Below are 13735 nucleotides of genomic sequence, written 5' to 3'. Positions count from 1 at the left end.
TTTAGTGAATGAACAATCAATTTTTACCATGAAAAACATTTTAACATTAATCCTTTTATTACAGTTTCTTATCTCGTTTTCGCAAAATATTAAAATTTACCATCAGAAAAAAGGAGACACCATCACTTATTACACAGATAATCAGGAGATCTATCCTGTATCATTTGTTTTTGTCCACCAGCCGGAAGTAGAAAATATGAAAAGTCCTGAACCTTTTAGAATGACTCAGGTTTTTCCTCCAAAATCAGTTAAAAATAAAGTGGCAAGTTTTATTATAATTGATGATTCTAAAAAATGGAGTATAAAAAAGATGCCCGGATACATGACGTATATTGGAGATGTAACCATTAAAAATTTTGATTCAGACTATCAGTATGATCTTCCTTTTAAGACTGGTAAATCTTTCACGGTTTTTCAGGGATATAACGGCTCATTTTCTCACCAGAATGAAAATTCTTTGGATTTTACCATGCCTGAGGGAACAGAAATTGTAGCAGCACGGGAAGGAATAGTAGTAGATTTGGTGAGCAATAATAATTTTTCATGTCCTACGAGAAGCTGCGCAGATAAAGCCAATTATATAACGATTTTGCATCCGGACGGAACATTTGCCCAGTATTATCACTTAAAACAAAATGGAGTGAAAGTCAATATAGGAGACCAGGTAAAGAAGGGCAGCGTAATTGGTTTGAGCGGAAATACGGGATGGAGTAAAGGACCGCATTTACATTTTGTAACTTATCTTTCCAGCACTACCGCTGATAAGCTTATGAAAACCGTAAAAACTCTTTTTAAAACAGGTAATGGAACAAAGGCAGAATATCTTGCGGAAAAAAAGACCTATTCAAAAAACTACTGATAAACTTGGGTAATATTTCGCGGGCACATTAAAATTTGTATAGAAATTAAACCTTTAAAGTTTGTTATAAATTTCCCTGTTTCTCAAAAAAACACGACATTTGTAAACTTAAAATTCAACTCAATTTTTCAAATATATCAGATGAAACCGTAAGATTACATCTGGCTTAGAAAAAATAAAAATTATCAGATGAAAATATCGAATAACTGGCTTAAAGACTTTATCAAAACGGAATTGAAAACTGAAAGAATCGGTGAGTTCCTTACGGATATAGGTCTTGAAGTTGAAGGGATAGAAAAATTTGAAAGTATAAAAGGCAGCCTGGAAGGAATTGTTGTAGGTAAAGTATTAACCTGCGAAAAGCATCCGAATGCAGACAAGCTCAAAAAAACAACGGTAGACGTTGGAAACGGGAAAATATTAAATATTGTTTGCGGTGCTCCTAATGTAGAAGCCGGACAAACGGTTCCTGTAGCAGTAGTCGGAACAAAGATCTATGATAAATCCGGGAGCTTTTTTGAAATTAAAGAAGCCAAAATTAGGGGAGAAGTTTCCCAGGGAATGATCTGTGCGGAAGATGAACTGGGATTAAGTGATGACCACGGAGGAATTATGGTGCTTGATGAAGAAAAGTTTGAAGTAGGAAAAAAATTCGCTGACTATTTTGAAATTATAAATGACGAAGTTCTTGAAATCGGTTTGACGCCAAACAGAACCGATGCTATGTCTCATTATGGTGTGGCAAGGGATCTTCATGCTTATCTTTCTACAAACAAACAAAAATCCGATTTTGAAAAAGTTTCTTCTGTTGTGCTGAGCAATGAGGGAACCCACGATTTTAAATTGGTAGTGGAAGATGCGGAATTATCTCCCAGATATATCGGAGCAGTAATTGAAAATGTAAAAGTAGGCGAGTCTCCGTCATGGCTGAAAGACCGGCTGAAAGCGATCGGATTAAGCCCTATCAACAATGTGGTGGATATTACCAACTACATTCTTCACGGTTTCGGCCAGCCGTTGCACGCTTTTGATGCAGATAAGATTGCAGATAAGACCGTAAAAGTAGGAACTGTAAAAGAAGGAACGAAATTCACAACCCTTGACGGTGTGGAAAGAACGCTGAACGGTTCTGAGATCATGATCAAAGACGGAAAAGACAATCCAATGTGTATTGCCGGAGTTTTCGGTGGTGCCAATTCAGGTGTTTCCGCTGAAACTAAAACCATTTTCCTGGAAAGTGCTTATTTTAATCCTGTTGCCGTAAGAAAAGGTGCCAAATTCCACGGGTTGAATACGGATGCTTCTTTCAGGTTTGAAAGAGGGGTAGATCCTAACATTACCAGAACAGCCATTACTCATGCCATTAAATTAATTCAGGAATTAGCTGAAGGAAAATTAGCAGGTGATTTGCTGGAAGAATATCCTAAGAAAATTGAAGATAATTATGTAATCATCAGATTTTCTAAAATCGAACAAATTTTAGGGACGAAAATTCACAGGGAAAAAGTAAAAGAAATCTTAAAGGCACTTGATATTCAGGTTTTAAATGAAATTCAGAACGGACTTGAAATTTCTGTACCGGCTTACAGAGCAGATGTGACGAGAGAGATTGACGTCATCGAAGAGATTTTAAGAATTTACGGTTACAATAAAATTGATGCTCCTCAAAAGATATCTTTTACTCCGGTTAAACTTCATGCCAAAGATCAGGATGAGCTGGAAAACAGCTGGGCAAGAACATTGCAAAGCCTTGGCTTCAACGAAGTGATGAATAATTCATTAACTTCGGTGAAAGATGAGAAGGACGCCGTAAAATTGTTAAATCCGTTAAGCAGTGATCTTGCATTCATGAGAAAGTCTTTATTGGAAGGACTCTTACAGAATGCTATCTATAATATCAACAGGAAAAATCAGGATATCAAATTCTTCGAATTTGGGAAAATCTATCATAAAAGAGAAAAATACGAAGAAAGAAAGCAGCTTGGAATTCTTGTTACGGGAAGAGATGTTGCTGAAAACTGGCTGCAGCCGAAGTCTGCAACAAGTTTTTACAATTTGAAAGCTTACGTTAAAGTTTTGCTGGAAAGATTAGCCATTGATTATAAAGAAGTGGCTCTTTCAGAGGAAAGATTCTCCGATGCGCTGGCTTATGAAGTTGATGGTAAAGCTTTGGTAAGAATAGGAAAAGTTTCCGCTGAGATGCTGAAAGATTTTGATATTGATCAGGAATGTTTTTATGCAGAAATCGAACTTGAATTTGCCCAGAAACTGCGCTCTGACAATGATCTGAAATTTAAGGACATTCCTAAATTCAACAAAATCCGGAGAGACTTGGCATTATTGATTGATAAGAATGTAAATTACGAAGACCTTTATCAAACCGCCAAAAAGAATAAATCTCCATACATCAAAAACATCAATCTGTTTGATGTATATGAGGGGAAAAATCTTCCGGAAGGTAAAAAATCCTATGCTATGAGCTTTGAGCTCCTGAATGAGGAAAAAACGCTTGAAGAGAAAGAAATTACTGCAGTAATGGATTCACTTATCAAATCATTCCAGAAAGAATTCAATGCGGAATTGAGAGGCTAATTGTTATTTTAAATATAAAGATTAAATACATCAATAGAAACGGGCTATTATCCTGAGCATGTCGAAGGAAGCCCGTTTTTTATTACAACCAAATGCCATTGGTTTTACCCAAAATATAATATAAAAATAATATTTCGTAATAAATAGAAATTCTAAATCACGATCTGCTGCCTTAGAAACGATGATTACATCTATATATTCTTAAAAATTTTCATTGAAAACTACCGTTAAAAGAATAATAAAATCTTTGCAACCCTTTTTAAATAATAATATTTCCGTAAATTTGATTTCAATCAAAAAGAAAAAAATGAAAAATCTTTTTTTAAGTTTATGTACTGCAGCGGTTTTGGTTTCCTGCGGAGCAATGTCCGGTTCTGCTTCAAAAGTAGGTAAGGCGCAGCCTTCACTTTCCGGTACTAAATGGGCTTTGGCTGAAAATGTGAAAGGAAAGATTCCTACCCTGAATATTGATGGTGAAAAGATCAATGGAAATACGGGATGCAACAACTATTTCGGAACAGCTAAAGTAGAGCCTTCCACAGGTAATTTCTCTGCCAGCCAGATGGGTTCTACCAAAATGGCTTGTGAGAATATGAGCGTAGAAAAGAACTTTATGGATATGATGTCTAAAGCTAATAAATATGTCATCACAGGAAATGTTCTTGAATTGTATCAGGATAATCTCCTGCTGTTAAAATTCAATAAGGCAGAATAAAATAAAAAGAAAGGAACTCGTCTGAGTTCCTTTTTTATGTTTAGATTGTTATTAATCTTCCTCTTCTTCGTCGTACTTAGCCAACTCTTCATCACACCATTTAAACGCAGCTTCTACCACTTTTGTAGCTTCGTCTGCCATAGTTTCCTCATCATCACCTTCAAGATCATCCAGCCATTCTACTTCTTCCTCCTCAACATTCAGGATGAATCTCGGATATTCTGTGTGAACTACGAACAAATCTTCTGGAAATTCCGAATTATCTGCTAATAAAAACTTTGGTAATTTCATTTTTTTAATGTTTTAACTTTGAATCAAAGATAATAAAATTATTGGTATTTGTTCTTGTCTATCTTTATTTTTTGCAAAACTTTATGCCTCGTTAATGTTGTTTTACTTAAAGTGTCTTTCGGCTTAAAACTCAGGGTAACATTCGGATTTACGGTGCTTATCAGTTCCGCTACCTGTATTTTGTCAAGATCTTCGGCAGTTTCCAGATAGAATTTCAAAGGTACTTTATCCAGTTTTTCTGATCGTAAAAACTGTTTCATCTGCATTCTGTTTTCCAGGTAATTGCCTTTGGATAACCAGGTGAAAAGCATTCCTGAAGCAAGACTTAAAAAACCGATCGCATATACGTTATTGTTGAATAGAAGGAAAAGCTTTCTGAAGTATACCAGCCATACTGCAAAGCTGAACGGAGCCATTAAACGGTAATCAATAGGATTTACAGAATAAAAATATTGTATTAAATAGGAACAGACAATCCCCGAAATACTGATGAAAACAAAGAAAAACTCAATCTCGGAAAGTTTATATCTGATAAATAACCAGCATATCAAAAGGATGTTTAAAAGCCCGATACCATAGATCGCATAATTGATGATTCCTCCTCCCGGATTTGCAATATGAATGAAAGGATTAAAAGTGGTGCATAACCCCTGAAACAGCTCCACCAAAAGCTTGGAAGTAGGATGTAGACCGATTTCGAGAAATTCATTGACGTAGTTTTGATTAAAATAATCAATGAATAAAAATTTATATAAAACCACGAATATACCACCGGTCAAACCTGAAATAATAAAGACCGCCGAGTACTTTCTTTTCAAAAAAATCAATCCGAAAAGTCCGGTCCCGGCCATAATAAAAAGCGAACTGTACCGTATATTGTACAGTGCAATTAAGGATAATGAAAGATAAAAAACAGCTTTGCCTTTTTTCAGTTTACCTTCAATGATTAATGAACAGGTATAGAGAAATAGCAGCACAAAAGGCAGTATCAGTGCTTCACTCATCGTATAGGAGTAAATCGACAGAAAGCTGAAAAGTGCACATAAAACCACAGATTCTTTAAAGAAGAATTTCTTTTTCCAGGTAAAAAAAAGAATAAACAGGAAGGCTGAAATCCCTACAATTTTACTGCTCCAGAATTCATCCGCCCCAAAAAAAGTAAAAATTTTAATGCTTACAGGATAACCTAATGGAGTAGTGGTATTATCAATCGTCGGAAAAACATGGGCAAACCTCATATAACGGATAGAATCCGGATTGGTTCTGCCTTTTTCGTTCAGTAAAAAACGCAAAATGATCATCATTAACGTAATGATGATCATTGATATCTGAATATTTCGTTCTTTAAATTTCATGGATGGTGAAATTAATCAATTTTGTAACGCAAATCAATTAAAATGCACAGTTGATCATCCACCATTCATTTTCTTTTATTTCGAAAACATTTTCGCCACTTTTTCAGCTTTCTTGCTTTCAGAATAATCATAGAAGCCTTCTCCTGATTTTACCCCTAATTTTCCAGCCATCACCATATTTACCAATAATGGATTCGGTGCATATTTCGGATTTTTAAAGCCATCGTACATTACATTCAGGATTGCCAGACAAACATCAAGACCGATGAAATCTGCCAATTGAAGAGGTCCCATCGGATGAGCCATTCCCAATTTCATTACCGTATCAATTTCCTCAACACCGGCAACACCGTTGTATAAGGTTTCGATAGATTCATTGATCATCGGCATAAGGATTCTGTTAGCCACAAATCCCGGATAATCATTAACTTCTACAGGAACTTTTCCTAACGTTTTGCTCATTTCGTAAATCGCATTAAAAGTTTCTTTGGAAGTAGAATATCCTTTGATGATCTCTACAAGCTTCATGATAGGAACAGGATTCATAAAGTGCATCCCGATTACTTTATCCGCTCTTTTGGTGGCAGCCGCGATCTTCGTAATGGAAATAGAAGACGTATTGGTGGCCAGAATGCAGTTTTCCGGTGCAAACTCATCCATCTGACCGAAAATTTTTAGTTTTAATTCCTGATTTTCCGTTGCTGCTTCTACGATAAGATCTGCAGAGCTCACCGCATCCTGAAGTGCAGTGAAAGTATTAATATTGCCTAATGTTTCAGCTTTTTGTTCTTCCGTAAGGTTTCCCTTTGCAATTATTCTGTCGAGATTGGTAGTAATGGTTTTAAGCCCTCTGTCCAAAGCTTCCTGAGATACATCTACCAGGTTTACTTTAAAACCGCTTTGTGCAAAAGTATGGGCAATACCATTTCCCATGGTTCCGGCTCCGATAACGACAATGTTTCTGATCATTTTTCCTTATTTAGTTAATTAATTTTTATTTGATTAGGGTTAAATTTCTTGCGTTTGAAAGATCGGCTTTTTTGATGACTTCAGTCTCGTCAAAGCTTACATTACCGTCTCGGTTAGGCTTTTTCATTCTGTTTTGGGCATCAATTGCTGCTTTCAGACCGTTTACAAACTGCATTTTCTGAGTCTTAGAAAATGCATCGGTTCCGATATACAGATTGAATTCTCCTTCTCTTCCCAGTCCGTTCTGACGGTAAACTTCAAAATTTTTTATTTTATTTTTGGTCCTGAATGTATTGATAAAATCCATTACCGGCTTATCGGAAGGCGTACCGCAGCAAATGCTGTGATAACCCACGACAAGATAATTTTCGTTTTTCTGTGCAAAGAATAATACTGTGCTGAATAGCCCTATTGTTAATAATATTTTTTTCATTTTAACGGTTTTAAAATTAAGGTTAAATTTTTACTTATTAAAATAATCCCAGACCGACTTTGATATATCCGAAATCATTTTGCAGTTGACCATATTCGTTTCCGTTGAGTTACTGACAAATACAGCTATTGCATAATGTTTGCCATTCGGTAAAGTAACGATGGCAATTTCATTTTCAGCGCCCGTTAAGCCTGCATTATTCTTTCCGGAAGCTCCCGTTTTTCGCGCTACGGGTGTATTTTCCGGAAGTTGTTCAATCAGTTTATTTTTTCCGGTAGAGGTAGAAAGCATTACTTTCATCAGGTAATCCGTAGACATTTTGGAGAGTAATTTCCCGTCATAGAATTTTTTCAGAACCTCTGTTGCAGAGGCTGCGGTGCTGTAATTTTCATACTGCGCGTTCCAGTCTTTATGCATTTCTGCTTCATTGAACTTGATCTGGAAACCTCTTACATCTTTAGAATTCATAAATCTCTGTACCGTTTTTGTTCCTCCCAGTAATTTCAGGAGAATATCGCAGCCGTTATTATCACTTTTAGCGACCGTATATTCAAGGATTTCGCTTAGAGGTACTTCAACATTTCCCTTCGGATATTTATCGCGAAGCGGCGACCAGGTATTTTCATGTAAATTGGCATTATTTAAAAGGATTTTTTGATCCAGTGACAGTTTTCCCTTATCAACATAATCCAGGACAGCTGCAGCAATATGAAATTTAAAAACGCTTTGCATCGGGAGTTTCTTGTCGGCGTTTTTATTGTATTTAAAACCATTTTCAAAGCCCAGAACGGAAATTCCTACCGTAGCATTTTTATCTTTAATAATTGCGTTGATTTTTTGTTCTAAAACAGATTGCTGGCCAAAAACAAATGCCGAAATCAAAACAAATAATAACCCGATTTTTTTCATAATATTTTGTTTGATATTTACCGCAAGAGGTAAAAGATATTTTATAATGTTAATATTTTAGCTTATTTAAAGTCTGCAAAATAATAAACTCAGGAATTTTAGCTAATGTATTCTATTGTATAATAAAGATTAGTGCTAAAATCTGTTGTTTCTTTTGCGGTTAAAAATTAAAAAAATAAATCCCTTTCAGATAACTAAAAGGGATTTGCAATTTAAGATTTTTTCTTATTTCACCTCAAAATAATTAAGGTTTATACCATTATTTTCGAAATAGATCCGGATTTTATTTTCTCCTTTTTTAAGGCTGATGCCTTTCACAGAAAGGGTTTTCCAGATCTCATTGCCGCCTGTGGATGCTAATGAAACAGTAGATAATTGTTTTCCTGAAGCATCTTCAATCCTGATTTTTGCTACATTGCTGCTTGCATAATTAAAATCGAAAGTATAGGTTTTGTCGGTTTTGGCGTTAATGGTATATTGAAGCCATTCTCCGCTTTCCGTTTTTCCTACGTAATATTCATTGGTATTGGATTTATAAATGTCGACGCCATCATTTCTCAGCTGGTTTCCGGAATTCCATTCGGATCTTTTCGCCGGATCACTTACCCAAAGATTCACATAATCATTATCAAGGTAAGCTGAACCCATTCTTCCCAGATCATAATCGGTTGCCAAAATTTTACCGGGAGCCTGGAGATTTTTAAAAGGTTTTGTGGAAGCATCCGTTGTCTGCCTGAACATCGCATCAATCACATCATTTTTAACCTCAACATTGCTGAATTTATAGTTTTCTGCAATCTGCATCAGCGCTTTTTTGGCAAATTCTTTCGAAGGTTTTTCGCCGCCGTTCTGCCAATAATTCAACAATTTCTGATATTCGGGAGTGATTTTTACGTTGGTAACTCCTGCAATATTATCGATTTTTTTCATTGGCCAGAATGCATAACCGATGTTGTGTTTATCCAAAAGCTGAATCAGCTCCGTAAACCACACATTTGAGTTTTCACCTGTTTCGCCCAGCCAGATCGGGATATTGTGCTTTTCACGAAGATCCAGTGCAAATTTAATAGTAGCATCATCCGTATAATTCCAGTATTTATGGAAGCTGAAAACCATATTGTTATCCCAAAGCGGCGTAAGTCCATTGTAATTATTTCCCCAGCCGTTTCCTTCAATGATGATGATGTGCTTTTTATCAACCGTACGTATAGCTTCTGTAATATCTTTCTGAAGTTTCCAAAGCGGTGCATTCGACATTTCATCGGTTCCGTTCGGATTTTTTCCGGTGAAATTGATGTTGGGTTCATTGATTAAATCATATCCTCCGATCCATGGCTCATCTTTATATCTTTCTGCCAGTTTTTTCCATAACGCAATTGTTTTTTTCTGATTTTCCTCACTTTCCCAAAGAGAAGGTTTTGATTTGTCATTGTCGGAAATATTCACGTCATTTCCCTGTCCGCCCGGAGCAGCGTGAAGATCCAGGATCAGGTACATTTTATTATCGGCACACCATTTTAAAAGATCATCGGTCATCTTAAAACCTTCTTCCAGCCAGGTATTTTGACCTTTTTTAGATTCTTTTTCAATAGGTAAGGTGTAAAGATTGTAGTGCATCGGAAGTCTTATCGAATTGAATCCGGCTTTCTTCAAAAAATCAATATCCTGTTTGGTAATGCCGTTTTTAAGGTATGCTTTGTAAAACTCATTCATTCCGTCTTCTCCGATGAGTTCAGCAATTTTTTCTTTGATTTTGTATTGAGGTCCGGCAAAATCTGCCGTCTTCAGCATATAGCCTTCCTGAAGCATCCATCCTCCAAGACCCAGACCTCTCAGTTGTACATTTTCACCTTTGTCGTTAACGATTTTTTGGCCGTTGGTTTTTAAAAGCTGTGATGTCCCAAATTGAGACAATAAAAAAGCGGATAGTAGGATGGCTCGTTTCATAGTTGTTTTAATTATTAAATATTATGGGGTATTTTTAAGAATGACTATTTGATAATCACAAATATATTTAAATTTATTGAATAAAAATCAAATATTGTAGCAATATGAAAGTGCTGCCGAAGGTAAAAATGAAAAAAGACCGCTTAAAATGAGCAGTCTCTTTCCGTATGTATTGTTGTCTGAATTATTTCTTCTTGTAAGCAGCGTCTTTAATTCTCGCTTTTTTACCTCTAAGGTCTCTGAAGTAGTAGATTCTTGATCTTCTAACTCTACCTCTTCTGTCAACTTCAATTTTTTGAAGAGCAGGCATGTTGATTGGGAATACTCTTTCTACTCCTACATCACCAGACATTTTTCTGATCGTGAAAGTTTTTGTAGAACCGGTACCTCTTAATTGGATAACTGTTCCTTTGAAGAACTGAGTTCTTGTTTTCTGACCTTCTTTAATCTCGTAATAAACAGTGATTGTATCACCCGCTTTGAATTCAGGGAATTCTTTTTTTGTAATGTACTTGTCTTGTACGTACTTTAATAAATCCATTATTAATAAAATAAAATGTTTAAGCTAAGCAACTTACACGGACTTCGTCAGAGGTTGAATAACAGGTTGCAAATATACAAATCTTTTTTTCAATATTCCAAACACATTACCATTAAAATATAATGAAATTTTAAAGAAAATACCGGGTATAAATTAATATTTCCTTGAAGTTACCATCAGATACAGTTTACATGTGTATTTTACTTTTGCACGATGATAAAAATGGCTTCTTCAGCCTTGTTATATCAGCTAAACTATTAAAACATTATACAAATTGTACTCATGAAACAGCTTTTATTCTTTTTTTGCTTTGCCGTCCAGATGGCTTTCGGGCAGGCTCTGTATCCTTATTTACAAAATCCGACACCGAATTCAATGATTGTCAGCTGGAAAACATCATCAAACACCGAAACAACCGTTTTTTACGGAACAAATCCAGCCAATCTTAATGTGACCTTTACAGGAACCACTAATATATTTTCCGATACCGGTTACAACAATAATTATTATTATCATACGGCAAAAATCACCAACCTTCAGCCGAACACGAAATATTATTACAAAATCAGAACAGGAAGCAGCGAATCTGCGGTTTACAATTTCAGAACACTGCCTTTGCCGGGGCAGGCCGCAACGGCTAACGGGAAAATCCGTTTCCTGATTATGGGAGACAATCAAATCAAGGCAGAACCGAGATATGACACCTTAACGCTAAATGCCTATAAAAAGCTAAAGGAAAAGTTCGGTCCAAATTCTGATCCTTCCGATAATGTTGCTTTGACTTTTATGGTCGGAGATCAGGTGGATGTGGGAACACTCGATCATTATGAAAATGTTCATTTTAAAAAGAATATCAATCTTTCACCATATCTTCCTATACAGACCACGGTAGGAAATCACGAAACCTACGGAACTCTTGGAATGAATTCTTATTACGCTCATTTTTATATCGATGAAATAAAATATAAAAATATCTCATCCGGAAATGAGAACTATTACGCTCAGCAGGCGGGAAATGTTTTGTTTATCAGTTTAAGTTCTGAACATACCGGTTCTGCGCAGATGACCTGGCTGCAGCAGATTTTAAATGCGGCTGAGAACGATTCTACTGTAGACTGGATTATTTCTTTAAGTCACAGACCTTACCAGGCAGAGCAATATGTAGGAGATATTTCAACCTGGGTAAGAAACAGTGCCGCTCCTCTTTTAACCACTTCTTCAAAATATTTAATGCACGTCGGAGCGCATCACCATTTGTATCACAGGGGACAGCTGAAAAATACGCCGAATTACCAGATTATTTCCGGTGGTGTTGCATGGGACCAGTATTGGGGAATGTCTACCGAACAGGATTTTGATGATGTTCAGAAAACCCTTACTGACTGGACGTACCAGATCGTGGAAGTGGATGTGAACACAGGAAAAGTAGATGTTGAATCCTATTCCATCGGAGGAGTGTATCACAAAAAATATAATGAACTGATTGACACGTTCCACCGGTATAAAAATCAGCCTAAGCCGGCAAAGCCTATTATTTCAAACACATTTACCGCACCGGTTACTTTGCCTTTAACTTTAAACGGAAGTGCATTTTCAAGTTCGAACGGAGAATTGCTGAATACGACTCAGTTTTTAATTAGTAAAGCTGCAGATTTTTCCATTATTGAAAAGGAATTTTACAGAGATTACGAAAACTGGTTTGGGAAAGACGGAAACGGAACGCCTGATATTACCAAAAACCTTAATGCCGGCGTTGATATTACAAAAGCTACAATCGATGCAAACTCTATTACCAATGGTGTTTATTATGTGAAAGTACGCTACAGAGACCGAAATATGGAATGGAGTGACTGGAGCGATGTAAAAGAATTTACGGTAACCGGAAGTGTTGTTTCAAATCCTGTTTTTACTTTAAATAAAACAGAATATCTCCAAAACGAGCCAATTACAGCCAATTTTACAGATGGTCCAGGAAATAATCAGGATTGGGTAGGAATTTACAAGAAGGGCCAGAATCCTGCGGCTGTAACTTCACAGGCTTTCGTCTATACCAACGGACAGACATCGGGAACAGCTTCATTTCCGAACGGAATTGCTACTAAAGGTCAGTATTTTGCAGGCTTTTTTGCGAACAACAGCTATACGGAAATTACCCCAAGGAAAAATTTTTATGTAGGACCGAAAGTGGTGCTTTCAACAACTTCTGACGTGTATCCTGTCGGCGGAACGGTAACCGTTAATTTCTCCAGCGGACCAAATCTTACCAAAGACTGGATCGGGATCTATAAAATGGGACATACGCCGGGGAATGTAAATTCTACACAATGGAGCTACGTGACCACGGCTTCTGGTACACTCAATTTCACAGGTCTTGCAAAAGGATATTATTATGCACAGTATTTCTTAGAAGATGGTTACACGACAATAGGCGAAAAAGTTTTCTTTAAAGTCGGAGATATTGTAACCGAACTCTGGACCAATAAGCCTGTTTACACATTAGGTGAAAATATCACAGCTTCCTGGACCGATTCTCCGGGTATTATTAAAGACTGGTTGGGAATTTATCCTCAGAATATTACCGTTCCGGATGATAATTTTATTTCTTATACGTATTTTGACGGAATTACCCAAGGTACAAAAACCATTCAGGGAACAGCAGTTCCAACAACACCCGGAAATTATTATATGGTAATGTTTACCAATGATTCGTATACCGAGGTATCCAACAGGCTACAGTTTCAGGTAACCGGCCCGACATTGGGAACGGGAGAAACAAAAACTACTGAGAAAAATGTAATCTTGTATCCGAATCCTACAAAACCGGGAGAACCTACCTTTATAAAGAGTGATTATCCCATAGAAAAAATAGAATTGCTTTCAGCAAACGGAGATCTTCTCTATGAATCAAAAAATATCAACAACCAGCGTTTCTCCCTGGTGAATGAAAACCTTCCGAAAGGCGTCTATTTTGTAAAAGTACATACCAGAAAATTATTTACTTTAAAATTAATCATCCAGTAAGAGTCCCGAAGGGACGACCTAAAACAGCATTGGACGTAAGTCCAATGAATAAAATAATAATTAGATTAAAATATATCCGATAAAGAGTCCCGAAGGGACGACC

11 protein-coding genes are annotated in these 13735 nt (G+C 36.4%); 4 read left to right on the top strand and 7 right to left on the bottom strand.

Annotated elements, in window-relative coordinates; genetic code table 11:
• The first annotated feature begins 28 nt into the window (after nucleotides 1-28).
• The 3 genes from M0D58_RS04865 to M0D58_RS04855 all read left to right on the top strand — a co-directional run bounded on the left by M0D58_RS04865 (nucleotide 29) and on the right by M0D58_RS04855 (nucleotide 4166).
• Nucleotides 29-859 carry a M23 family metallopeptidase gene (locus M0D58_RS04865; RefSeq protein ID WP_248393912.1) on the top strand — a complete coding sequence of 277 codons (831 nt, stop codon included), beginning with the start codon at nucleotides 29-31 and terminating at the stop codon, nucleotides 857-859.
• A 189-nt stretch (nucleotides 860-1048) separates the two neighbouring features.
• Nucleotides 1049-3451, top strand: a complete 2403-nt coding sequence (gene pheT, locus M0D58_RS04860; RefSeq protein ID WP_248393911.1) for a phenylalanine--tRNA ligase subunit beta — start codon at nucleotides 1049-1051, stop codon at nucleotides 3449-3451.
• Nucleotides 3452-3758: 307 nt separating this feature from the next.
• Complete coding sequence (locus M0D58_RS04855; protein ID WP_248393909.1) at nucleotides 3759-4166, top strand: META domain-containing protein; 408 nt, start codon at nucleotides 3759-3761, stop codon at nucleotides 4164-4166.
• Nucleotides 4167-4217: 51 nt separating this feature from the next.
• Here the strand turns inward: M0D58_RS04855 and M0D58_RS04850 are convergent, their stop codons facing one another.
• The 7 genes from M0D58_RS04850 to rplS form a co-directional block, all read right to left on the bottom strand.
• Nucleotides 4218-4457: a hypothetical protein gene (locus M0D58_RS04850; protein WP_002977986.1), complete on the bottom strand. Its 240-nt coding sequence runs from the start codon at nucleotides 4455-4457 to the stop codon at nucleotides 4218-4220.
• A 38-nt stretch (nucleotides 4458-4495) separates the two neighbouring features.
• Nucleotides 4496-5812 (bottom strand): hypothetical protein, encoded by a 1317-nt coding sequence (locus tag M0D58_RS04845; RefSeq protein WP_248393907.1) that lies wholly within the window; start codon nucleotides 5810-5812, stop codon nucleotides 4496-4498.
• Nucleotides 5813-5887: 75 nt separating this feature from the next.
• Nucleotides 5888-6778: a 3-hydroxybutyryl-CoA dehydrogenase gene (locus M0D58_RS04840; RefSeq protein ID WP_248394955.1), complete on the bottom strand. Its 891-nt coding sequence runs from the start codon at nucleotides 6776-6778 to the stop codon at nucleotides 5888-5890.
• A 28-nt stretch (nucleotides 6779-6806) separates the two neighbouring features.
• On the bottom strand, nucleotides 6807-7214 hold the full coding sequence (locus M0D58_RS04835; protein WP_248393906.1) for a hypothetical protein: 408 nt from the start codon (nucleotides 7212-7214) through the stop codon (nucleotides 6807-6809).
• Between the two features lie 30 nt (nucleotides 7215-7244).
• Complete coding sequence (bla-A, locus tag M0D58_RS04830) at nucleotides 7245-8123, bottom strand: CGA/CIA family class A beta-lactamase (protein WP_248393905.1); 879 nt, start codon at nucleotides 8121-8123, stop codon at nucleotides 7245-7247.
• A gap of 225 nt (nucleotides 8124-8348) precedes the next feature.
• Complete coding sequence (locus M0D58_RS04825; RefSeq protein ID WP_248393904.1) at nucleotides 8349-10070, bottom strand: cellulase family glycosylhydrolase; 1722 nt, start codon at nucleotides 10068-10070, stop codon at nucleotides 8349-8351.
• A 184-nt stretch (nucleotides 10071-10254) separates the two neighbouring features.
• Entirely contained in the window at nucleotides 10255-10611 is a 357-nt protein-coding gene (gene rplS / locus M0D58_RS04820) for a 50S ribosomal protein L19 (protein WP_034709455.1), read from the bottom strand.
• 282 nt (nucleotides 10612-10893) lie between these two features.
• On the opposite strand from rplS, the gene M0D58_RS04815 reads away from it, so the two are divergent.
• Complete coding sequence (locus M0D58_RS04815; protein ID WP_248393903.1) at nucleotides 10894-13632, top strand: fibronectin type III domain-containing protein; 2739 nt, start codon at nucleotides 10894-10896, stop codon at nucleotides 13630-13632.
• Nucleotides 13633-13735 lie beyond the last annotated feature (103 nt).

Source organism: Chryseobacterium nepalense, assembly GCF_023195755.1.
GTDB lineage: Bacteria > Bacteroidota > Bacteroidia > Flavobacteriales > Weeksellaceae > Chryseobacterium > Chryseobacterium nepalense.
This window is presented reverse-complemented; position numbering and strand designations above follow the sequence as displayed.

Bases quoted from the DNA above. Each gene is read 5' to 3' on its own strand.
- M0D58_RS04825 (WP_248393904.1), bottom strand. From the start codon at position 10,070: ATGAAACGAGCCATCCTACTATCCGCTTTTTTATTGTCTCAATTTGGG.
- bla-A (WP_248393905.1), bottom strand. From the start codon at position 8,123: ATGAAAAAAATCGGGTTATTATTTGTTTTGATTTCGGCATTTGTTTTT.
- M0D58_RS04865 (WP_248393912.1), top strand. From the start codon at position 29: ATGAAAAACATTTTAACATTAATCCTTTTATTACAGTTTCTTATCTCG.
- rplS (WP_034709455.1), bottom strand. From the start codon at position 10,611: ATGGATTTATTAAAGTACGTACAAGACAAGTACATTACAAAAAAAGAA.
- M0D58_RS04850 (WP_002977986.1), bottom strand. From the start codon at position 4,457: ATGAAATTACCAAAGTTTTTATTAGCAGATAATTCGGAATTTCCAGAA.
- M0D58_RS04855 (WP_248393909.1), top strand. From the start codon at position 3,759: ATGAAAAATCTTTTTTTAAGTTTATGTACTGCAGCGGTTTTGGTTTCC.
- M0D58_RS04835 (WP_248393906.1), bottom strand. From the start codon at position 7,214: ATGAAAAAAATATTATTAACAATAGGGCTATTCAGCACAGTATTATTC.
- M0D58_RS04815 (WP_248393903.1), top strand. From the start codon at position 10,894: ATGAAACAGCTTTTATTCTTTTTTTGCTTTGCCGTCCAGATGGCTTTC.
- M0D58_RS04845 (WP_248393907.1), bottom strand. From the start codon at position 5,812: ATGAAATTTAAAGAACGAAATATTCAGATATCAATGATCATCATTACG.
- pheT (WP_248393911.1), top strand. From the start codon at position 1,049: ATGAAAATATCGAATAACTGGCTTAAAGACTTTATCAAAACGGAATTG.